Consider the following 18630-nt stretch of genomic DNA (forward strand, 5'->3'; position numbering starts at 1 on the left):
CGCCCGTTCGCTCCCCGCTGTCCCCGGCAGGCCGCCCGGCTCGCGAGGAGACAGTTCTGTGACGGTCGTCGACTCAGTCGTGACCACCATGCGGGTGCGCAAACGAGATGGCGCGCTCGAACCCGTCGACGTCAACCGGATCGTGCGCGCCGTGGCGCGCCGCGCGGTCGGCCTCACCGAGGTCGACCCGCTGCGGGTCGCCACCAAGACGATCAGCGGCCTCTACGACGGCGCCACCACCGAGGAACTGGACAAGCTGTCCATCCAGACCGCCGCCGCGCTCGTCGCCGAGGAGCCCGAGTACTCCAGGCTCGCCGCGGGCCTGCTCAGCGCCTTCATCGACAAGGAGGTGCGTAGGCACGGCGTCGGCTCGTTCAGCGAGAGCATCGCGCTCGGCCACGCGGAAGGGCTCATCGGCGACACCACCGCCGCGTTCGTCGCGGCCAACGCCATCGACCTCGACGACGCCATCGACCTCGACGCCGACCGCCGGTTCGAGTACTTCGGCCTGCGCACCGTCTACGACCGCTACCTGCTGCGCCACCCCGCGCGGCGCACGGTCATCGAGGCGCCGCAGTACTGGCTGCTGCGCGTGGCCTGCGGTCTCTCGCGCACCGCCGCGGAGGCCGTCGGCTTCTACCGGCTCATGTCGTCGCTGGCCTACCTGCCCAGCTCGCCGACGCTGTTCAACTCCGGCACCGTCCACACCCAGATGTCCTCCTGCTACCTGCTCGACTCGCCCCGCGACGAACTGGAGTCGATCTACGAGCGGTACGCGCAGATCGCCCGGCTCTCCAAGTTCGCGGGCGGCATCGGCGTGCAGTGGTCCCGCGTGCGCTCCCGCGGCGCCCTGATCCGCGGCACCAACGGCCACTCCAACGGCATCGTGCCCTGGCTGCGCACCCTCGACGCCTCCGTCGCCGCGGTCAACCAGGGCGGCCGGCGCAAGGGCGCGGCCTGCGTCTACCTGGAGACCTGGCACCCGGACGTCGAGGAGTTCCTCGAGCTGCGCGACAACACCGGTGAGGACGCCCGCCGCACGCACAACCTCAACCTGGCCAACTGGATCCCGGACGAGTTCATGCGCCGCGTCGAGGCCGACTCCGACTGGTCGCTGTTCGACCCCGACGAGGTGCCCGGGCTGGTCGACCTGTGGGGCGACGACTTCGACCGCGCCTACCGCGCCGCCGAGGAGGCGGGCCGCGCCGTGCGCACCGTCCGGGCCCGCGACCTCTACGGCCGCATGATCCGCACTCTGGCGCAGACCGGCAACGGCTGGATGACGTTCAAGGACACCGCCAACCGCACCTGCAACCAGACCGCCGAACCCGGGAACGTGGTGCACCTGTCCAACCTGTGCACCGAGATCCTCGAGGTCACCAGCGACGACGAGACCGCGGTCTGCAACCTCGGGTCGGTCAACCTGGGCGCGCACGTGCTGGTGGATGGCGCCGGGGGCGACGCTTCCGGTGGAATCGACTGGGAACGCCTGCGGGCCACGGTCCGGACCGCGGTCGTCTTCCTCGACCGCGTGATCGACATCAACTACTACCCGACCGCCCAGGCCGCGGCGAGCAACCCGCGCTGGCGGCCGGTCGGCCTCGGCGTCATGGGCTTGCAGGACGTGTTCTTCAAGCTCCGCCTGCCCTTCGACTCACCCGCCGCGCGCGAGCTGTCGACTCGGATCGCGGAAGAGATCTACCTGACGGCGTTGGAGTCCTCCGCCGAACTGGCCGCGTCGGCGGGTGCGCACCCCGCGTACGCGCGGACCCGCGCCGCGCGGGGTGACCTGCAACCGGACCTCTGGGGTGTGACGCCGACGCAGACCGAGCGGTGGGCCCGGGTGCGGGCGCGGATCGCCGAGCACGGGCTGCGCAACTCGCTGCTCGTCGCCATCGCGCCGACCGCGACCATCGCCTCCATCGCGGGCTGCTTCGAGTGCGTCGAACCGCAGGTGTCGAACACCTTCAAGCGCGAGACGCTGTCGGGGGAGTTCCTGCAGATCAACTCCTACCTGGTGCGCGAGCTGAAGGCGCGCGGCCTGTGGACCGACGAGATCCGGTCCCGGCTCAAGCGCGACGACGGGTCCGCGCAGGGGGTCACCGAACTGCCCGCCGACGTCCGCGAGCTGTACCGCACCGCGTGGGAGCTGCCGCAGAAGGCGCTGATCGAGCTGGCCGCCGCGCGCGGGCCGTACGTCGACCAGAGCCAGTCGCTGAACCTGTTCGTGGCCGCGCCGACCATCGGCAAGCTGTCCTCGATGTACCTCTACGCCTGGAAAGCCGGGCTCAAGACCACGTACTACCTGCGCTCCCGCCCGGCGACGCGCATCCAGCAGGCGACCGTGGCCGTGCCCGAGGCCACCGTCGACGCCATCGCCTGCTCCCTGGAGAACCCCGAGTCCTGCGAGGCCTGCCAGTGACCACCCTGAACGACGACGCGACGCACAACAGCGCTCTGCGCAACACCGCCCGCAAGCACGCCCTGCTCGACCCGGGCATGGACCTGACGCTGCGGCCCATGCGCTACCCGCTGTTCTACGACCGCTTCCGCGACGCCATCAAGAACACGTGGACGGTGGAGGAGGTCGACCTGCACACCGACCTCGCCGACCTGGGCAAGCTGTCCCCGGCCGAACGGCACCTGGTCAACCGGCTCGTCGCGTTCTTCGCCACCGGCGACACCATCGTCGCCAACAACCTGGTGCTCAACCTCTACGAGCACGTCAACGCGCCGGAAGCCCGGCTCTACCTGTCCCGGCAGCTGTTCGAGGAGGCCGTGCACGTCCAGTTCTACCTGACGCTGCTCGACACCTACCTCCCCGACGAGGACGACCGCGCCGAGGCGTTCGCCGCCGTCGAGACCATCCCGTCGATCCGGGCCAAGGCCGAGTTCTGCTACAAGTGGATCGACTCGATCTCCGCGTTGACCCGCCTGGAGACCCGCGCGGACCGCCGGTCGTTCCTGCTGAACCTGATCTGCTTCGCCGCCTGCATCGAGGGCCTGTTCTTCTACGGGGCCTTCGCCTACGTGTACTTCCTGCGCTCGCGCGGCCTGCTCAACGGCCTGGCCTCCGGCACCAACTGGGTGTTCCGCGACGAGTCGATGCACATGGCGTTCGCGTTCGACGTGGTGGACACCGTCCGCCGCGAGGAACCGGACCTGTTCGACGACGACCTGCGCGACCAGGTCCGCGAGATGCTCCGCGAGGCCGTGGAGGCCGAGACGCAGTTCGCCCACGACCTGCTCGACCTCGGCGTCGCGGGCATGTCGGTGACGGACATGCGGGCCTACCTGGAACACGTCGCCGACCGGCGGTTGCAGGTACTCGGCATCGAACCGATCTACGGCAGCAAGAACCCGTTCCCGTTCATGGAGTTGCAGGACGTGCAGGAACTGTCCAACTTCTTCGAACGCCGCGTCTCGGCTTACCAGGTCGCGGTCAGCGGCACGGTCACCTTCGACGAGGACTTCTGAGGACACGGCGCGGTCGCTCGGATTCCCTGGCGACCGCGCCGTAGTTTGTGCGCCATGCGCGTGATGTTCGTGAGCCTTGCGTCGGTCGGGCACGCCTACCCGATGGTCCCGTTCGCCGCGGCGGTGCGGGCGGCTGGGCACGAGGTGCGGTTCGCGGTGGGGGAGGAAGTGCACGCGCCGCTGGCCTCGGTCGGGCTGCGGCCGTTCCGACCGGCGGACGTGTTCTACGAGGTGTACGCGGAGGACCTGGAACCGGAACTCGACCGGTGGCGACCGGACGCGGTGGTGCACGGGTGGGGTGTGCCGGAGGCCGGGGTCGCCGCGCGTCGGGCCGGGGTGCCTGGCCTGTGGCACGGGTTCGGGCGGATGTTTCCCGAGGGGATCGGGCTGGTGCGCCCGGTCGGTGGCACGCACCTTGACATTTGTCCGCCTTCATTGCAGGACAAGGGTTTTGAGGCGGAGCGGGTGTTGGTGCGGCCGGTGCCGTTCGCGCCGGGGGAGTTCTCGGTCGAGGTGCCCGGTCGGCCGCTGGTGTACGTGACGTTGGGGACGGCGTTCGGGACGGCCGATGTGCTTCGGGTGGTTGTGGCGGGGTTGGGGCGGGTTGACGCTCAGGTCGTGGTCGCTACGGGGCGGGTGCCGGTCGCGGAGGTGGGGCCGTTGCCGGGGAACGTGATCGCGCGGTCGTGGGTGGGGCAGGCTGAGGTGCTTCGGCACGCGTCGGCGGTGGTTCACCACGCGGGTAGTGGCACGACTTTGGGGGCGCTGGCGGTGGGGGTACCGCAGGTGGTGCTTCCGCAGGGGGCGGACCAGTTCGCCAACGCGGAGGCCTTGGTGGCCGCGGGGGTGGCGGTGCGACCTGGTGAGGTGACCGCGGAAGCTGTTGCGGATGCGGTGGCCGCGGTGTTGACCAGTCCGGATCTTCGTGCGGCCGCGGGTGGGATCGCGGAAGAGATCCGCCGGATGCCGGGGCCGGAGGAGATCGCCCGACGGCTCCCGGACCTCATCGCCGACTAGCTTGAGTTTTAACCTGTGCGGCGGGGTCGTGGGGTGTTGGACTGGGTCTTGCTGTTGCGGGTCTTGTGTGTGTCGGCGCTGGTGGCGGTGTGGACGTCGTGGCGTGGGGCTGGTCGTTGGTTGGGTTGTCCGGTGGGGCGTCCTGGACCTGGTCGGGTGGGTTTCGGTGCGCTGGCTGGTGTATCGATTGTTGCGTGGAGGTGCCGAAATCCGCGGCGGACCCGAGCCGGGGTCAGTCGGCCAGGGCGTGCGGTTTTCTCCCAGGGACGGCGCAGGTCGGTGGCGAGGTCGCGGGCGAGGCGGAGTTGGGTGTAAGCGGTCAGAATGAGCCAGGTCCACCGATCCGCCTGGTCGGGCGTGCGGAGTTTCGGGGTGGTCCAGCCGAGGGTTTGTTTGAGCATGCGGAAGGTGTGCTCGATGTCGAACCGCCGCAGAAACGCCTGCCAGAGAAGGTCGACCCTCGTGGCGTCGAGATCGGTGGCGGAATGCCAGAGCCAGACCGGTTTTGGGATCGCTCCGGAGGGCAGTCGGTCGACCTCGAGGCGGATCACGGTGCCCTCGATAACCGGGAGCTTCCCGAAGTGGTTTGCCCAGGCGGTGCGGTGGGTCAGACGAGGATGCAGCCGGTTCCAAGCGCGAGCCAGTGCTGGACCGTAAAGCCGGGTTTCCGTGCGTGTGGTGACCTCCGGCTCGCTCCAGGTGGCGGGGTCACCGAAGACGAACTCGTCGCCGTGGCGGCGGGGCCGCCCCAGGGTGCCGGGCAGGTGAGCAGGCGCGGGGCGGCGCAGCACCCGGTCCGAGCGCATTCGAACCAGCACGACCACCGGCAGATCCTGGAGCAGGAACGCAAGCCGAGGACCGTCGTAACCGGCGTCGGCCACCAGCATGATCGCCGGGTCGCCGGGCTGCCAGTGGCCTGCCTCGATCAGGCGGGTCACGACCTGGCGCACTTGCCGGGCGGTCACCGTTGCCGCGTCGTCTCCCGGCGCCAGCCTGACCGCGTCCAAAGGGGCGGTCCAGGAGCCGCGCCCTGTCTCCAACGCCACCACGATCGAGTAGGGCCAGCCAGGCACCATGATGTGCGTGTCTTTGCCGCGTCCGTAAGTGTAGCACAGGATCCGCTCCGGCGAGGTATGCGCTTCCGGCCGCAGCCAGCAGGTCACATCGACCGCCAACACCAACCGGCCGTCCGCCGCCCGCGGTAACGGGCAGGCAGCCAGAGCACATCGCAGCCGATCAACGTCCACCCGACCATGCGCCAAGCCGGCATAGAGGCTGCCGTGACCGCGACGATGTTCGCCTACCAGGGACAACTCAGGCAACGACCGCACCGGCCCGTCCGCGCACAACATCGCGTCGACCAGCTCGAACAACGCATCTCCCCGCTTGGACAAGCTCTGGTAGAACGCCTGACGGAACCGGGCGAGGTGCCCGGACACGCCGGCCGAACCGGCGTCGTGCACACTGATCAACTGAAGCCCTTGGTTGTGGTCGTCCTTCTGTCGCAAGAGGAATGATCAACCAAGGGCTTCGTTCATGATCGACAGGGGGCAGCCACCAAGCCCAGCACGTTAAAACTCAAGCTAGGCCATCCCGAGACCAGACACGTTGAGCGGTTGCTCTCTTGGTGGAAGGCAGCGCTTTATGGGTCTCATTATTGACTAGTCACTATCAAGATAATGAGCGTTTGAGAGGGGCGGGTGGTGGTGGGCGGGAGAGCGAGAGGGGGAGTTGGAGAGGTGGAGTGGGTGAGGTGGCAGCCGCAGGTCCAGGTGGCAGCGGGGTGTCTTGCGAAGGCATGGATGGGCGGAATCAGCGGGCATGGGGGCGGTTGCCTCGGAGTGGCTTCCAGGTCGCGGGAGCGGGGGATGGCTGGCGGGCAGGGGATCGGATGGGTGCGGCGGGTAGGTGGGGTGTGCGGAAGGGACCGTCGCGGGTCCAGGTGGCAAGGGGATGTCTTGTGAAGACATGGAGTGCGAACCAGGAGGGCAAACCGGCGGGCATGGCCTGGATGGGTGCGGTGGGCGGGCAGAGAGGGTTGTGGGTAGCCGCAGGTCTGAGTGGCGGTGGTTGTCTTCGAGGCAGGGATGGCGCGCCCAGTGGGTGTGCCGTGGAGGTGGTTGCCTCGGGGTGGTGGATCAGCGCGGTCGCGGCGCGTGGGGCTGGTGGTCAGGCCAGGGTCGTGGCGAGGGTGTCGACTACCGCTGTGACTCGGGTTGGTTCGTTGAGCTGCCTCGACCATAGCGCGGACTCGGTGGCCCTGGCCTGGGTCCAGCGGCGGAGGCGGTCGATCTCCAGTTCGGCCGCCTCCGTGAACTCGGCGATTCGGCGGTCGATCGCTCGGGCGGGGTCGGGCTCCGCCGCGATGGCCTGCCAGTCGCCGCGGAGGAGGGGGAGGAGTTCATAGGCGGGGTCGCCGGTGAAGCCGTTGGGGTCGATGGCGCGTAGGGCGTTGGTCGGGGTGTTGGTGCGGAGGATGTTGCCGAAGTGGAGGTCGCCGTGGACGAGCAGGGCCGGTTGGTCGGTGGCGAGGTCGCGGGCGTTGGCCACGCAGGCATCGATCACATGGCGCGGCAGCGGGTTTCCGAGTCGTTCCGCGTGCGCGGGTACGTCGACCGTCCACGCGCGGGCTTTGTCGGCCAGGGACGGGATGCCGGGTGGGGCCGGGATGGCCAAGTGGTGGGCCAGGCGGCCGATGGTGGTGAACGGGGTGGGCTCCGGGCGGTCCAGGGGCTGGAGGCGCTCCAGGAGCATGGCGAAACGGCTGTCGTCGCGGTCCAGGAGTCGGACGGCGCCGTTGCCGTTCCACGCGGCCAAGGCGAGCGGTTCAGCGGTGTTGTAGGTGAGTGGGAAACCCAGCTTGAGGACGACTTCGAAGCCGTCCGCGCGGGTGGCCGGGATCGCCACGCCCACGAAGCCGTGCAGCACGGGGCCGGACGCGACGCACGCCCACCGGTCGAGGAAGTCGGCGGCCAAGGCGGGCAGCGAGTCGATCCACCGCCTGCCCGCCTCGCCCTCGCGGGCGATCGTGGACTCGGCGAATCCCGGTGGGACGGTCAGCATGCGAACCCCGCGTTCGGCGAATGGACCTGGCACGGGGATTGTGCCAGGTCCATTCCGCACGGTTACAGCGTCGACAGGTCCACCGCGGCGGCCATGGCCCGGTAGCCCGCGTCGCTGGGGTGGAGGTGGTCGCCGCTGTCGTAGGCGGGCAGCAGGCTGTCCCGATCCGCCGGGTCGGCCGTCACGCGGTCGAAGTCGACCACCGCGTCGAACTCGCCGGAGGTGCGGATCCAGGCGTTCACCTCGTCGCGGACGCCCTCGCCGCGGTCGGAGAAGTACATCGCCCCCTTGTACGGCAGCAGCGTCGCGCCGACGACCCGGACGTGCTTGGCGTGGGCCTTGCGGATCAGCTCGCGGTAGCCCGCGATCAGGTCGGCGGCGGTGACCGCCGGGTTCGGCTTCGCGCAGACGAAGTCGAAGTCGCTGAAGCCGATGTCGTTGATGCCCTCCAGCAGGATCACCGTGCGGACACCGGGCTGCGCCAGCGCGTCCCGGTCGAACCGGGCGGTGGCCCGCTCCCCGAAGCACGGGGAGTCGTTGGTCACCCGGTTGCCGCCGATGCCCGCGTTGACCACGGGCCGCTTCCCGCGCAGGCGCTCGGCCAACTCGTCCGGGTACCGGTTGTCGCCGTTCATCGTGGACCCGGCGCCGTCGGTGATCGAGTCGCCGAAGGCCACCACGACGTCGCGCCGCGGTGCGGGGTCGACGGTCTCGACGCCGCTGAGGTAGTACCAGGCCTCGGTGGTCTCGCCGAACGCGGCCGCCGCGGTGTCCGACCGGTGGTCGCCCGCCGCGCGGTAGCTCGTCGCCGCGGCGAACGTGTGGCCGGTGGCGGGACCGGTCTTCTCCGGCAGGTACAGCGTGACGGTCAGCTTCTCCAGCGGCGACACCGGGAGTACCGCCAGGTCCGTCACGACGTCCCGGCCCGCGGGCACCACAACGGACCGTTTCCCGTCGAACGCCAGGTTCCGCACGGTCCCGGGCCGGACCGCCGCGCCGTCACCGGCCCGCGCCACGGTCGCGCCGCCCACCCTGAGCGGGGTCGACCCGTACGCGTTCGACAGCCGGACGCGGAGCGCGGGTCCGCCCGCGCTGACGCGCACGACCTGCCGCACGGTGTGGTTGTCGAACCCGTCGACTCCCCAGTTCGGCCCCAGGTCCGCGCTCTGCCGGTGCGGGGAGGCCGACCACGTGGCCGTCGTCCATCCCCGCGCCTGCCCGGCACCGGCGGTGCCGGGCACGAACGCGGGTACGACCGCAGCGACGAGCACAAGCGCCGCGAGTCTCTTCATTGCCTTACCCCCAACAGTTTTTTGTGCGGTGGTCCCAGGTCACCCGACCACCACTGGCACCAACCTACGGCCGACCCCCGACAATTCCCGGCGGCGCCGACGGGATCAAGGCGTGGACAGCGCGGCCGTGGGGGAGAGGTTGGCGGCGCGCACGGCCGGGTACAGGCCCGCGGCCACGCCGATCAGCAGCGTCGCGGCCACCCCGCCCGCCGTGGCCCAGGCCGGGACGACCGTCCCCCAGGACCGCGTGCTCGAATACAGGGCCGTCGCCGCCACGCCGAGCACCACGCCACCGGTGCCGCCCAGCGCCGAGAGCAGCAGCGACTCCGCCAGGAACTGCGTGCGGACCTGCCCCCGGGTGGCGCCGAGCGCCCGCCGCAGGCCGATCTCGTGCCTGCGCTCCAGCACCGAGATCACCATGGTGTTCGCCACCCCGACCCCGCCCACCAGCAGCGCGACCGCGCCCAGCCCGAGCAGCAGCCCGGTGAACGCCTCGTCCGTGGCGTGCCGGGCGGCCAACGCGTCGGAGGGCCGGGACACCCGGACTTCGTTGGGCGCCTCCGGGTTCGCCGTCGCCGCCAACACCGCGCGGACGGCCTCGACGGCGTTGTCCGCGCTGCGGGCGTACACCGTGGTCGGTTTACCGTCGAAACCCAGGTGCGCCACGGCCTCCGGCCACCCGACCAGCACTGACGAGTCCAACTCCGGGGCCAGCGGGACCGGCTCAAGAATGCCCAGCACGGTGAACCAGGAGCCGCCCACGTACACCCGCTCGCCGACCGTGCCGAGACCCAGCAGGCGCGCCGTGTCCGCCCCGAGCACGGCGGTCGGGTACCGCTCGGTGGCCGCGTTCAGCCAGGTGCCGGACGCCAGCCGGGCGCCCACGGTCGCCGGGAGGTCGAGGTGCGCGGCCCGCACCGAGATCCCGCCGGTCTCGATCGAGGGAATCCGGTCCGTGCGGTACGCGCGCGTGTCCGGCACCTTCCCCGTGGCGGCGACCTGCCGGACCGGCCCGATGCGGGCGATCATCGCCACCGACTCCGGCGGCAGGCTCGCGCTGTCCCCGGCCAGCGTGCTGCCCGGTGCCGCGGTCAGCAGGTTCGTGCCCAGCGCGGCCAGTTCGCGGTCGACCTGCGCGCGGCTGGAGCTGGAGATGCCGACGACGGCGGTCATCGCCGCGATGCCGATGGCGATGCCCAGTGCGGAGAGGAACACCCGCAGCGGCCGCGCGCGCAGCCCGGCGCCGCCGACGCGCACGACGTCGCGGGGACCCAGGCGGGCGGGGGTCAGGTCCATCAGGCCACCACCCGTCCGTCGCGCATGGTGATCCGCCGCGGCAGGGTCGCGGCGAGCTCCCGGTCGTGGGTGATGACCAGGACCGTCGCGCCCGCCGCGTGCAGGGTGGCCAGCACGGCCAGCACGCGGGCGCCCGCGGCGGAGTCGAGGTTGCCGGTCGGTTCGTCGGCGAGCAGCAACGGCGGGTCGCCGATCACCGCGCGGGCGATCGCGACTCGTTGCCGCTCGCCGCCGGACAGCTCGTTCGGCAGGTGCGACATCCGATCCGCCAAGCCCACCCGGTCGAGCGCGGTCTCGGCGCGGCGCTGACGCTCCCGGAGGGAGACTCCCGCGTACAGCAGGCCGTCGGCGACGTTGTCCACCGCTGACTGGCCCGGGGTGAGGTGGAACTGCTGGAACACGAACCCGATCCGGCGCGCCCGCAGCGCCGACACCCGCCGGTCGGACAGCGCGGCGACGTCGTGCCCGTCGACGCGCACCACGCCGGCCGACGGCCGGTCCAGCGCGCCGATCAGGTGCAGCACCGTGGACTTCCCCGAGCCCGACGGCCCCACGATCGCGGCCATTTCCCCGTAGTCGACCGACAACGTCACCCCGTGGACCGCGGTGACGCCGCCGGGGTAGACCTTGCTGACCGCGTCCAACTCCACGACCGCGCTCATCCCGGCACCCCCACGGACTGCCCCTCCGACACCCCGGTGACCTCGACCCGGCCGTTGGCGAACATGCCCGTGCGCACCGCGACGGTCCGCGTGGTCCCCGCGTCGACGACCTGCACCCCGTAGCCGCCCTCGGCCAAGGCCAGCAGCGCCGAGACCGGCACCGTGAGCACGTCCGCGCGGCGCGACGAGGTGAACTCGACGCCGACCGACGCCTGGTCCAGGCCCACCAGCGACCCCTCGTCCGCGGGTGCGACCGTCACCTTGAGCTTGGTCTCCGGTTCGGCGTCCGGTGCGCCGTTGCCCTCGTCGACGACGGTCTCCGCCGCGGTGACCTTGCCGGGCACGGTCTTGCCGTCGGGCAGCCGCACGGTCACCTCCGCGCCGACCGGCGCCATCCGCTGGTCGTCCATGGTCAGCTCGACCGTGACCAGCCGGGCGGATCCGGTGTACTCCACCACCGAACCGCCCGGCTGGACCCCCTGCCCCACGGTCGTCTTGTGCGAGTCGACCCGGATGGACCCGGCCGCGTACACGACGCGCCCGAGTTCGACGGCCCCGGTTTCCGGCAGACCGAGGTCCTCCTGCCAGTCCTCGACCGCTTTCGCGGTCGACCGCGTGTACTTCTCGTCGACGGTGAAACCCTTGTAGCCCAACGCCGCCAGGTTCTCCTCGAACTGCCGCACGTCCGCGCCTTCCGCGCCCGTGTCCAGCGCGCGGTAGGCGGGCAGCGACCCGTACAGCAACACGACCGGCGCGTTGTCGATCCGGCACAGCGCTTGTCCGCGCTGGACGGTGCTGCCCACTGCGGGTGCGGCGGTCAGCGTCCCGGGCAGTCTTGCCTGCACCGCCGTCGTGGCGCCGAAGCCCAACCTGCCGTCCTCCTTGTGCGTGTCGATGAGCGTTTCCCGCGTGACTTTCACTGTTCCCTGCGGACTCCGCTCCCGGCGTGGCTCATCCCGCGTCGAACCGTTGTCGAAACCGACCCCGGCCGCCGCCGCGGCCGCGCCGCTGACGGCCAGCACGACCGTGAGCCCGACGGCGACCCGGCCGCGCTTCGACGACCCGCTCATCCGCCGTCCTTGTCGGTCCGGGGCTCGCCCGCGCCCTTGGGGCCGAACTCCTGGCACGCCTGTTCGGCGGCCTTGAACTCGGCGCTCCCCGGGTCGAGGCCCTGGCCGCTCTCGATCCGGATGCCGCCGGACTCGTCCGGGTCGGGGAACCGGGGGAGTCCGTGCTCCCGCATGCACCGGGACATCTTCCTGGCCTGTTCCAGCATCCCCGGCGAAGCCTTCGGCAGTTCGCCGCCGTCGGGCGCGTACCGGCGGCACGCCTCGCGGGCCGCGTCGACCTCGCCCCGGTCGGCGCCGCGCGGGATGACCATCTCCACGCCGCCGCCGTCGCCGATCTCCGGGTCCGGCATGTCCACGCCGTGGTCGCGCATGCACTTCGCGAAGGCCAGCATGTTCTCCTCGGTGCCCCGGTTGTCGCCGGGGGTACCGCTCGGGGGCGCGGCGGCACCGGCGCCGTTCGCCGACGCGACCCTGTCGCCGTCGTCCGACCCGCCAACCCCGCACCCGGCCAGGGCGAACACCGCCAAGGCGACGACCGGGCCGTTCCGCAGACGCATCTCGCTCCCTCCCGCCCCGGGGCCGTCCCGGTGGCGGGGGCCAGTGAAGCCAGGTCGGGATTTCCCGGGCGTCACCGCGGGTGTTGACGCCGGGGAAACGCGGTCACCGGTCACCATGGGGAATGCGGATCCTGGTGGTCGAGGACGAGCCGCTGCTGGCCGACGCGGTGGCGCGGTGGTTGCGCGGCGACGCGCACGCGGTGGACGTGGTGCACGACGGCGGCGCGGCCGTGGAGCGGATCGGTGTGCACGACTACGACGTGGTGGTGCTCGACCGGGACCTGCCCGTGCTGCACGGCGACGAGGTGTGCAGGCGGGTCGTCGACACCGGCACCCCGACCCGGGTGCTGATGCTCACCGCCGCCACCGAGGTCGACGACCGGGTCGCGGGCCTGGTCCTGGGCGCGGACGACTACCTGACCAAGCCGTTCGCCTTCGCCGAACTCGGCGCCCGGGTGGCCGCGCTCGGCAGGCGGGCCCGGCCCGCGGTGCCGCCGGTGCTGCGCCGTGCGGGCATCCGGCTCGACCCGCACCGCCGGGAGGTGTTCCGCGACGGCCGCTACGTCCCGTTGTCCCGCAAGGAGTTCGCGGTGCTGGCCGAGCTGCTGCGGGCGGACGGCGCGGCGGTGTCGGCCGAGGTGCTGCTGGAGAAGGCGTGGGACGAGCACGCCGACCCGTTCACCAACGCGGTGCGGATGACGGTGCTGAAGCTGCGGCGCAAGCTCGGTGACCCGCCGGTGGTGCTGACCGAACCGGGAGTGGGGTACCGCATCCCATGACCCGACCGTCGCTGCGCGTCCGCCTCACCCTGGTCTACGGCGGCCTGTTCTTCGCCGCGGGCATCCTGCTGATCGCCCTCACCTACACCCTCGTCGCGCAGCGCATCCCGCACGGGGACAAGCTCATCGTGTCGGGGACGGGGCCGAAGCTCGACCCGGCGCCCGACCCCGAGCCGACCTTCATGGTGGGCTCGCTCAACCGGGTCATCGCCCAGACCGGCGATGACGCGCTGGACGCGCTGCTCACCCAGGGCGGGATCGCGCTGCTGCTGGTCGGTGCCGTCGCGGTCGCGTTCGGCTGGCTGCTGGCGGGGCGCGTGCTGCACCCGCTGAACCGGGTCACCGAGACGGCCGGGCGGATCGCCCGCTCCGCCGACCGGGGCCTGCACGAGCGCATCGGCCTGCGTGGCCCGCGCGACGAGGTGAAGGAACTGGCGGACACCTTCGACGCGATGCTGGAGCACCTCGACCGCGCCTTCGACAGCCAGCGCCGGTTCATCGCGAACGCCTCCCACGAGCTGCGCACACCGCTGACGCTCAACCGCGCGTTGCTGGAGGTCGCCGTCTACCGCGAACCGGCGTCGCCGCAGGTGCGGCAACTGGGGTTGGCGCTGCTGGAGATCAACGCCCGCAACGAGCGGCTGATCGACGGGCTGCTGCTGCTCGCGCGCGCCGAACGCGAACCGCTTGAGCGGTCCTATGTGGACCTGGCGGACATCGCCGAGCACGTCGTCCACCAGACCCCGCGCGACGGGGTGGACGTCCAGGTGGCCGCGGCGGAGGCCGCGACGGCGGGCAACCCGGTGCTGCTGGAGCGGTTGGTGCAGAACCTCGTGGACAACGGGATCCGGCACAACGTCGAGGAAGGCGGCTGGGTGCGGGTCGAGACGCGGCGGGTCGACGGGTACGCCGAGGTCGCGGTGACCAACACCGGGCCGGTCGTGCCGCCCTACGAGGTGCCCGCGCTGTTCGAGCCGTTCCGGCGACTGGGGCGGGAGCGGCTCTCCGCCGCGGGCGCCGGGTTGGGGCTCTCGATCGTCCAGGCGATCGCCCGGGCGCACGGCGGCGAGGCGCGCGCCGAGGCCCGGCCCGGGGGCGGGCTGGTGGTGACGGTGCGTGCGCCCGCGGCCGAGGCCCGATCACTCGGGGGCCTCGACCGCGGGTGAGGTGCTGCGGGCGCGTCCGGTTGCCCCATGAGGCCGGATGGTTGCCCTGGCGGGCGGCACATCGGGTGGGGTGCGCCCGCCGAGTCGGGAGCGATGCCGGGTGGGGAAGTGGGGAGCGGGAGGAGTGTTACTGCTCGTTCTCCATGGCGTCGATGAGGCTCTTGGGGCGCATGTCGGTCCAGTTCTTCTCGACGTAGTCCAGGCACGCCTGGCGGGTGTCCTCGGGGTGCGCCACCGTCCAACCCTCGGGGACCTCCTTGAAGCCCGGCCAGAGCGAGTGCTGGCCCTCGGCGTTGACCAGCACCAGGAAACGGCCGTCGGGGTCGTCGAACGGATTGGTCACGTCGCCCTACCTCCAAGCTTTCAGCGGGTGCCGCCGGAGCGCGGCGGCGGAGTCCAGTCTGGCCGCCCCGCGATCTTCGCGGCAAGCGCGTCCGACTTTCGTCGGTAGACGCGGTCCGCCGTTCGTTGGTTGACGATGTGCCCGGGATCTGGGTGACTGACGGGGAACGGGCGCTGACACAGGGGGAAACAGTGTTCGACAGCCGATTCGACACAGTGATCGCGGACAAAACCGACAGCAACACCGAGTACAAGACCCAGATCAGACACGACGCGAACGACAACCACCGGATCACCTTCACCGACGCGGACCTGGCCCGCACGCGGGTGGCGCCGACCCTGGGGAGGGCGGCGGAGACGGTGTTCGCGCTGGAGGCCTACACGCAGACCCGGACCCGCACCGGGTTCGAGGCGTGGCGCCGCACGGCGCACAACGCCCTGGCGCAGCGCTCGCCCGCGCTGCTGGGGCACCTGCAGGGCCTGGGCCGCTCCCGGGCGGCGCGCCAGGCGCTGCTCAGCGGCGACCCGGCCGAGCAGCGCACGGTGGCGCTGCTGCGCGAGTTCCACGCGGTGGCGGTGGCGCCGTACTGGGCGTCCATCACCGCCGAACTGGAAGCGGAACGGGAGTGCCGCGGCCGGGCGCTGCTCGCGGGCGGCATCGAGGAGCTGTTCGGCACCCTGCACCCGCGCGTGCGGTGGCAGACGCCGAACCTGGTGGTCGCCGGTCGCGGCGACCAGGTGGCGCTGCGCGGGCGCGGGCTGGTGCTCGCGCCGTCGCTGTTCCTGTCCGGCCCGCCGCGCACGATCGTGCCGGTGGCCCCGGACCGGCCGGTGACCCTGGCCTACCCGATCAGCCTCGACCGGGCGGCGCTGACCACCGTGTGGTCGGGCGGGCGGCAGGACGCCCGCGCGCTGGGGCCGCTGCTCGGCCGCACCCGCGCGGCCATGCTGGTCGCGCTGACCGACAGCCGGGCGTCGGTCGAGCTGAGCCGGTCGCTGGAGATCTCCTCGGCCGCGGTCAGCCAGCACACGTCGATCCTGCGGGCGGCGGGGCTGATCTTCTCCCGCCGGGACGTGAACTCGCTCTGCCACACCCTCACCCCGCTGGGTGAGGCGCTGCTGCGCGGCACCTGCCGCGCAGGCTGAACGAACTAGGAACCGACCGAAGCGACCGATCCACGGGCGGCGGTCCACCGAGGCGACTCGGCGGACCGCCGCCCGTTCGCGTGGGCCGCGTCCGGTTCCCGGGTGTCATCACGCACCCGATGACCCACCACCGGGCGTTCTCACGCCGGGCAGGCGTCTCGGACCTCGTGGCGAACCCCGGCGACCGTGATCGGTGCCGGACTTGGATACCCGAGGAAGTCAGCAATGGATCAAGGTGCGCGTGGCGAACTCATCGGTCGACTGTCCGAGGTGATCGGGTCCGTCACGACCGCGCACCCGCTGCGGGTCGACGTCGACGGGCCACCCGCCGCGGGCAAGACCACGCTGGCCGACGAACTCGCCGTCGTCCTGCGCGCGCAGGGTCGCGTCGTTGTCCGCGCGACCGTCGACGACTTCGTCGTTCCCCTCCCGCGGCGCTACCGGCGCGGCCGGTACTCGGCCGAAGGTTGCCGACGTTGTCGTGCACAACGAGAACCCCCACCGGCCGACCTGGGAGGTCCGCGCTCATCGACGCGCGGGACCCGACTCGGCTTGACAAGAAAGTTTGTCAATGCGACGGTGTGCGGGTGCGCGAGGTGGCGGTGATCGAGGACCCGGCGGTGGCCGGGGTGTCGCTCGACCCGGTGCGGGCCGGTTTGCTGGCCGCGCTGGTCGAGCCGGGGTCGGCGACCACCTTGGCGCGTCAGGTGGGGTTGACCAGGCAGAAGGTGAACTACCACCTGCGCGAGCTGGAGCGGCACGGGCTGGTCGAGCTGGTCGAGGAGCGGCGCAAGGGCAACCTGACCGAACGGGTGCTGCGGGCGACCGCGGCCTCGTACGTCATCTCGCCGAGCGTGTTGGCCGCTGTCCAGCCGGACCCGGCCCGCGATCCCGATCGGCTGTCCGCGCGGTGGCTGTTGGCCGTGGCCGCGCGGATGGTGCGGGAGGTGGGGGAGTTGGTCACCGGTGCGACCAAGGCCCGCAAGCGGCTGGCCACCTTCGCCATCGACGGGGAGGTGCGGTTCGCCTCGGCGGCCGACCGGGCCGGGTTCGCCGAGGAGCTGACCCGGGCGGTGACCTCGTTGGTGGCCAAGTACCACGACGAGTCCGCCGAGGGCGGGCGGGCGCACCGGATCGTGGTCGCCGTGCACCCGAAGGTCAAACGAGAAGAGCAGGAGTGACGATGCACATCCCGGTGACCAGCATCCTGGTCGACGACCAGGCCAAGGCCCTGGCGTTCTACACCGAGGTGCTGGGGTTCGTGAAGAAGACCGACATCGACCTCGGCGGCGGCGCCAAGTGGCTGACCGTCGTCTCGCCCGACGCGCCCGACGGGGTGGAGCTGCTGCTCGAACCCGACGGCAACCCCGGCATCCGGATCGACGACAAGCCCGCCGCGCAGGTGTGGAAGAAGACCCTCTACGACGCGGGTATCCCGTTCACCATGCTCGGCACCAAGGAACTGGACAAGGACCACGCGCGCATGGTGGAGCACGGCGTCCGCTTCACGCAGGAGCCGACCAAGACCGGGTTCGGGGCACAGGCGGTCTTCGACGACACCTGCGGCAACCTCATCCTCCTCGCCCAGCAGGACTGACCGTGGCGGATGAGCGCCGGAGCCTGGCGAAGCGGATCGAGCTGGCCGCGACGCCCGAGCAGGTCTGGCAGGCGGTGTCCACACCGGACGGTCTGTCGCTGTGGTTCGTGCCGCACGAGAACGCGGGCGGTGAGATCGAAGGCGACTTCGGCGGTGGCAACAGCCAAGCGGGCCAAACCCTGGAGCTCGAGCCCGGCCGACGGGTCGTCTTCGGCGCGCCCGGCCCGGACGGCGTCCCCCCGATGACCTTCGAGTTCCTCGTCGAGGGCCGCGCGGGCACCACCGAACTCCGCCTCATCCAGAACGGCTTCTTCGGCGACGACTGGGAAACCGAGTTCGACGGCTTCGGTCGCGGCTGGGACATGTTCCTGCACAACCTCGCCGAGTACTTCCGGCACTTCCCTGGCCTTCCCGTCACCAACGTGGTCGCCACCGCGTTCACCGCGCGCCCCGGTGGCGAGGTGTGGACCGACCTCACCACCCGACTCGGCGCGGACCCGGCCCTGAGCCTTGACGACCAGGTGCGCCTCACCCCCGACGGCCTTGACCCCATCGAGGGCGTCGTCGACCTGCGCGGTGACCGCCTCCTCGGCATCCGCACCGAGAACGGCTTCTACCGCTTCATGTCCGACGACATCCACCACATGGTGAACACGTCGCAGTACTTCTACGGCGTCACCGTGGACCGCGCCACCCGCACCGCCGCCTGGCAGACCTGGATCGACGGCCTCGCCGGGGTGTGAAAGCGGTCAGGGGGCGTTGGCTACCGGCGATCGTCACCGGCAGTGAGGGGGCGGCCGTGCCCGGTGCGGGCAGGAACAGCCGCGCCAGGTGGTCCGGGCCGTCGTGGCCGAAGTCGGCCAACCCCGGGCCCGCCAGGGTGACGCGGGCCATCCGGGCGGAGATCAGCCGTTTCGCGATCACCTCCACCGGGATCGCGTAGTGCGTCCGAACCGGTGCCCCCACCGCCGAGCCTGTTGCCAGCCCGGTCCAACCCGGGAATATTCCCTCGAACAGATCACCGTGCTGGACGAGACTGACGTCCTGCTGGATCCGCCTGCTCCCGACGGCGTGACGCCGTCACCGGACAACGCGCCACTGACCTGGGAACGCCCTGGGGCAGAGGCTGCCCGCCGTCCAGGCGGGTCGGTCCACCCGGTGCCCGC

General features: G+C 71.5%; 18 protein-coding genes. 9 read left to right on the top strand and 9 right to left on the bottom strand.

Features of this window, described 5'->3' with window-relative positions; translation table 11 throughout:
* The first annotated feature begins 58 nt into the window (after nucleotides 1–58).
* The 3 genes from CLV40_RS02585 to CLV40_RS02595 are packed head-to-tail and all read left to right on the top strand — an operon-like array spanning nucleotide 59 to nucleotide 4494.
* Nucleotides 59–2422 (top strand): ribonucleoside-diphosphate reductase subunit alpha, encoded by a 2364-nt coding sequence (locus CLV40_RS02585; protein ID WP_245930969.1) that lies wholly within the window; start codon nucleotides 59–61, stop codon nucleotides 2420–2422.
* Nucleotides 2419–3477 carry a ribonucleotide-diphosphate reductase subunit beta gene (locus CLV40_RS02590; protein WP_245930971.1) on the top strand — a complete coding sequence of 353 codons (1059 nt, stop codon included), beginning with the start codon at nucleotides 2419–2421 and terminating at the stop codon, nucleotides 3475–3477. Before CLV40_RS02585 ends, CLV40_RS02590 begins: the two co-directional genes overlap by 4 nt.
* Nucleotides 3478–3531: 54 nt before the next feature.
* Nucleotides 3532–4494: a glycosyltransferase gene (locus tag CLV40_RS02595; RefSeq protein ID WP_104476462.1), complete on the top strand. Its 963-nt coding sequence runs from the start codon at nucleotides 3532–3534 to the stop codon at nucleotides 4492–4494.
* A gap of 8 nt (nucleotides 4495–4502) precedes the next feature.
* Here the strand turns inward: CLV40_RS02595 and CLV40_RS02600 are convergent, their stop codons facing one another.
* The 7 genes from CLV40_RS02600 to CLV40_RS02630 form a co-directional block, all read right to left on the bottom strand.
* Nucleotides 4503–6002 (bottom strand): NF041680 family putative transposase, encoded by a 1500-nt coding sequence (locus tag CLV40_RS02600; protein WP_245930973.1) that lies wholly within the window; start codon nucleotides 6000–6002, stop codon nucleotides 4503–4505.
* Nucleotides 6003–6663: 661 nt separating this feature from the next.
* Nucleotides 6664–7557 carry an aminoglycoside phosphotransferase family protein gene (locus tag CLV40_RS02605; RefSeq protein ID WP_104476464.1) on the bottom strand — a complete coding sequence of 298 codons (894 nt, stop codon included), beginning with the start codon at nucleotides 7555–7557 and terminating at the stop codon, nucleotides 6664–6666.
* A 62-nt stretch (nucleotides 7558–7619) separates the two neighbouring features.
* The gene (locus CLV40_RS02610) at nucleotides 7620–8849 is read right to left on the bottom strand and encodes an SGNH/GDSL hydrolase family protein (RefSeq protein ID WP_104476465.1); all 1230 of its coding nucleotides are present in this window, start codon (nucleotides 8847–8849) and stop codon (nucleotides 7620–7622) included.
* 105 nt (nucleotides 8850–8954) lie between these two features.
* Nucleotides 8955–10145, bottom strand: a complete 1191-nt coding sequence (locus CLV40_RS02615; protein ID WP_104476467.1) for an ABC transporter permease — start codon at nucleotides 10143–10145, stop codon at nucleotides 8955–8957.
* Nucleotides 10145–10807 (bottom strand): ABC transporter ATP-binding protein, encoded by a 663-nt coding sequence (locus CLV40_RS02620; RefSeq protein WP_104476468.1) that lies wholly within the window; start codon nucleotides 10805–10807, stop codon nucleotides 10145–10147. The genes CLV40_RS02615 and CLV40_RS02620 overlap by 1 nt, the downstream gene beginning before the upstream one ends.
* Entirely contained in the window at nucleotides 10804–11877 is a 1074-nt protein-coding gene (locus CLV40_RS02625; protein WP_104476470.1) for an efflux RND transporter periplasmic adaptor subunit, read from the bottom strand. The genes CLV40_RS02620 and CLV40_RS02625 overlap by 4 nt, the downstream gene beginning before the upstream one ends.
* Nucleotides 11874–12434 (bottom strand): hypothetical protein, encoded by a 561-nt coding sequence (locus CLV40_RS02630; protein WP_104476472.1) that lies wholly within the window; start codon nucleotides 12432–12434, stop codon nucleotides 11874–11876. The genes CLV40_RS02625 and CLV40_RS02630 overlap by 4 nt, the downstream gene beginning before the upstream one ends.
* A gap of 122 nt (nucleotides 12435–12556) precedes the next feature.
* Here CLV40_RS02630 and CLV40_RS02635 point away from each other — a divergent pair, with 122 nt between their 5' ends.
* Both CLV40_RS02635 and CLV40_RS02640 read left to right on the top strand, forming a co-directional pair.
* The gene (locus tag CLV40_RS02635; protein ID WP_104476474.1) at nucleotides 12557–13213 is read left to right on the top strand and encodes a response regulator transcription factor; all 657 of its coding nucleotides are present in this window, start codon (nucleotides 12557–12559) and stop codon (nucleotides 13211–13213) included.
* Nucleotides 13210–14379: a sensor histidine kinase gene (locus CLV40_RS02640; protein ID WP_104476476.1), complete on the top strand. Its 1170-nt coding sequence runs from the start codon at nucleotides 13210–13212 to the stop codon at nucleotides 14377–14379. The genes CLV40_RS02635 and CLV40_RS02640 overlap by 4 nt, the downstream gene beginning before the upstream one ends.
* A 127-nt stretch (nucleotides 14380–14506) precedes the next feature.
* On the opposite strand, the gene CLV40_RS02645 is transcribed toward CLV40_RS02640, so the two are convergent.
* A complete protein-coding gene (locus CLV40_RS02645) occupies nucleotides 14507–14722 on the bottom strand; it encodes an MbtH family protein (protein ID WP_104476477.1) in 216 nt (71 codons plus the stop codon).
* Between the two features lie 191 nt (nucleotides 14723–14913).
* Here CLV40_RS02645 and CLV40_RS02650 point away from each other — a divergent pair, with 191 nt between their 5' ends.
* The 4 genes from CLV40_RS02650 (at nucleotide 14914) to CLV40_RS02670 (ending at nucleotide 18207) form a co-directional block, all read left to right on the top strand.
* Nucleotides 14914–15867, top strand: coding sequence for a winged helix-turn-helix domain-containing protein (locus tag CLV40_RS02650; RefSeq protein WP_104476479.1), 954 nt, complete (start codon nucleotides 14914–14916; stop codon nucleotides 15865–15867).
* 587 nt (nucleotides 15868–16454) lie between these two features.
* Nucleotides 16455–17048, top strand: coding sequence for a winged helix-turn-helix domain-containing protein (locus CLV40_RS02660; RefSeq protein ID WP_104476794.1), 594 nt, complete (start codon nucleotides 16455–16457; stop codon nucleotides 17046–17048).
* A gap of 2 nt (nucleotides 17049–17050) precedes the next feature.
* Nucleotides 17051–17464, top strand: a complete 414-nt coding sequence (locus CLV40_RS02665; protein ID WP_104476480.1) for a VOC family protein — start codon at nucleotides 17051–17053, stop codon at nucleotides 17462–17464.
* 2 nt (nucleotides 17465–17466) lie between these two features.
* A complete protein-coding gene (locus tag CLV40_RS02670) occupies nucleotides 17467–18207 on the top strand; it encodes an SRPBCC family protein (RefSeq protein ID WP_181043280.1) in 741 nt (246 codons plus the stop codon).
* Here CLV40_RS02670 and CLV40_RS40685 read toward each other — a convergent pair.
* Nucleotides 18140–18430 carry a siderophore-interacting protein gene (locus CLV40_RS40685; protein ID WP_104476483.1) on the bottom strand — a complete coding sequence of 97 codons (291 nt, stop codon included), beginning with the start codon at nucleotides 18428–18430 and terminating at the stop codon, nucleotides 18140–18142. The genes CLV40_RS02670 and CLV40_RS40685 overlap by 68 nt on opposite strands.
* Between the last annotated feature and the right edge of the window lie 200 nt (nucleotides 18431–18630).

Origin of the sequence: Actinokineospora auranticolor (assembly GCF_002934265.1) — a bacterium.
Taxonomy (GTDB): Bacteria; Actinomycetota; Actinomycetes; order Mycobacteriales; family Pseudonocardiaceae; genus Actinokineospora; species Actinokineospora auranticolor.

Bases quoted from the DNA above. Each gene is read 5' to 3' on its own strand.
- CLV40_RS02595 (WP_104476462.1), top strand. From the start codon at position 3,532: ATGCGCGTGATGTTCGTGAGCCTTGCGTCGGTCGGGCACGCCTACCCG.
- CLV40_RS02605 (WP_104476464.1), bottom strand. From the start codon at position 7,557: ATGCTGACCGTCCCACCGGGATTCGCCGAGTCCACGATCGCCCGCGAG.
- CLV40_RS02610 (WP_104476465.1), bottom strand. From the start codon at position 8,849: ATGAAGAGACTCGCGGCGCTTGTGCTCGTCGCTGCGGTCGTACCCGCG.
- CLV40_RS02615 (WP_104476467.1), bottom strand. From the start codon at position 10,145: ATGGACCTGACCCCCGCCCGCCTGGGTCCCCGCGACGTCGTGCGCGTC.
- CLV40_RS02620 (WP_104476468.1), bottom strand. From the start codon at position 10,807: ATGAGCGCGGTCGTGGAGTTGGACGCGGTCAGCAAGGTCTACCCCGGC.
- CLV40_RS02625 (WP_104476470.1), bottom strand. From the start codon at position 11,877: ATGAGCGGGTCGTCGAAGCGCGGCCGGGTCGCCGTCGGGCTCACGGTC.
- CLV40_RS02630 (WP_104476472.1), bottom strand. From the start codon at position 12,434: ATGCGTCTGCGGAACGGCCCGGTCGTCGCCTTGGCGGTGTTCGCCCTG.
- CLV40_RS02635 (WP_104476474.1), top strand. From the start codon at position 12,557: ATGCGGATCCTGGTGGTCGAGGACGAGCCGCTGCTGGCCGACGCGGTG.
- CLV40_RS02640 (WP_104476476.1), top strand. From the start codon at position 13,210: ATGACCCGACCGTCGCTGCGCGTCCGCCTCACCCTGGTCTACGGCGGC.
- CLV40_RS02665 (WP_104476480.1), top strand. From the start codon at position 17,051: ATGCACATCCCGGTGACCAGCATCCTGGTCGACGACCAGGCCAAGGCC.